This window comes from Rhizobium sp. 268 (genome assembly GCF_036571585.1).
In the GTDB taxonomy this organism is placed as follows: domain Bacteria; phylum Pseudomonadota; class Alphaproteobacteria; order Rhizobiales; family Rhizobiaceae; genus Rhizobium; species Rhizobium redzepovicii.
On sequence record NZ_JAPPSO010000062.1, the window covers coordinates 1 to 1,891 of the forward strand.

General features: G+C 61.1%; 1 protein-coding gene. It reads right to left on the reverse strand.

Translation table 11 applies throughout. The features are described 5' to 3' along the window. Positions 1 to 1,466 (reverse strand): S10 family peptidase (locus OS035_RS33385; RefSeq protein WP_331815651.1); only part of this gene is annotated, 1,466 nt, incomplete at its 3' end. Positions 1,467 to 1,891: the final 425 nt, after the last annotated feature.

The following is a 1,891-nucleotide window of genomic DNA, read 5'->3' on the forward strand; positions in this document are numbered from 1 at the left end:
GCCGGGCGTGTGGCGTAGAAGGCCTTCGCATCCGCCGTGAAGGCAGCCCGCTGATCGGCTTTCGTATAGAACATATGCCCGCCGCGATAAAGTTTTAACCCGACGCGGCCGCCGGCAAGCGAGGGCGGCAGGTGGTCGACGACGTAGCGGCTGACACTATAAGGCGTCACCAGATCGCAGTAGCCATGCGCAATCAGCAGGCGGAAGGCCGGGTTCGCGGCGAGCAACCGCCGGATGTCGTCGGTAGCACTTGCCTGGAAGGGCGATCCGCCGCGCCATTCCCAGCGCTGGTTGATATCGGTGTCGAGCAGCGAATAGGTCATCTCGGTCTTGAAGCCGAGCTCGTTGCGGGCGTAATTGGTAAAGGCGCCGCCATAGGCGCATGTGAAGCCGTTCCAGGGATCGTCGCCGCGATCGTAATCCGATTCCGGATAGGGATCGGGTGCTGCAAAGGACGCGTCGTAGGAGCTCATCACCTCGCCGCTGCCAGCGTCCGAATGTTTGACGAAGGAACTGAAGAGAAAGCCGCGGTTGCGGCTGACGATATCCTCGGGGATGCCCGTCAGGCGAGCGATCCTGCCATAGAAGGCGGCGGCCTCGGCGCCCGTAGGCGGCGGCCCGGCCAGCGTCGTCAGATAGTCGCCGAGCGCGAAGGTCTCTGCCTCCTTCTGCTTCTCTTCGTCAAAGGCTTTGTGCCGGTCGAGCTCTGCTGCTGCCAGCGACGGCAGCCGCAGTGCTGCACCGAGCGCGAACTGATCGGGAAGCTGGGCCTCGATCAAGGGTGAAAGCATCACTACGTCGGCGACGATGATGCCCTGGCTTTGCTGCAGCGCTGAAGCGACCTTGGCGGCGCGGAAGCCGCCATAACTTTCGCCGAGAAGATATTTCGGCGAGTTGGAACGGTTGTTGTGCGCGACATAGAGCGCGATCGCCTTCGCGATGCTCTGGGCATCGGCACCGACGTTATAATAATTGGAGGCGTCGTCGGCCTTCGCCGTCCGGCTCCAGCCGGTGCCGATCGGATCGATCAGCACGAGATCGGTGAAATCGAGCCAGCTTTGCGGGTTGTCGACGAGTTTCGCATTGGCGCCGTCGCGTCCGTCCGGCCCGAAATCGAGTACCTTCGGCCCGACCAGCCCGAGATGCAGGAAGGCGGACGCCGCACCCGGCCCGCCGTTGAAGGCAAAGGTCAGAGGCCGGTTCGGCCCGCCATCCCTTGCGACATAGGCGGTGTAGAAGATCGTGCCGGTCTGCGCGCCGTCCTGGCCGAAGAGATCCAGCGTGCCGGCGGTTGCCGTATAGGCGAGCTTCCGGTCGCCGATCGTCAGCGCGTGTTCGGTGACGGAATCGGCCGGCAGCAGCTTCAGCACGCCATCGCGCGCGCCGCTCTGGACATTCGCCCTTGGTGGATCGCTTTCCTTTGCATGGTACAGGGCAGGTGCCACAAAGCGATCGGAGTCAGTCATGATGGTGTTCCTTTGAGAGTGCAAATGAGTCGAAGGTCTGGGTCTCTAAGAAAGGCATTCGCATCGGGTTTCTCCCCAAACGTTCTACGGCGGCCGCGAGCTCCCCATAGCGCGGCGGCCCGAACACCGCCTCGAGTCGACGCCTCTTCCTTTGTAAGGCGCGTATTTCTATATTGTGGTACAAAAGCATCGTGATGGTTTCTATGCCGAATGTCGTTTCTAATCCATCGTACTACCAAATGTCGCTTATTTTCGTCAAGTCGAAGTGCACTTTGCCGCGCCAAAAAACTCACCGCTCCATCGGAGCAGGCCTTTCGTCAGCCTCATTGAGTTTTCTTAGTGACGCGCAGCGAGGTTCCTAGACTGTCGGGCTGACGTCCTTGGTCGAAGATAGAATGTGGTGGTCGTCCAGAACTGGCGTTTGG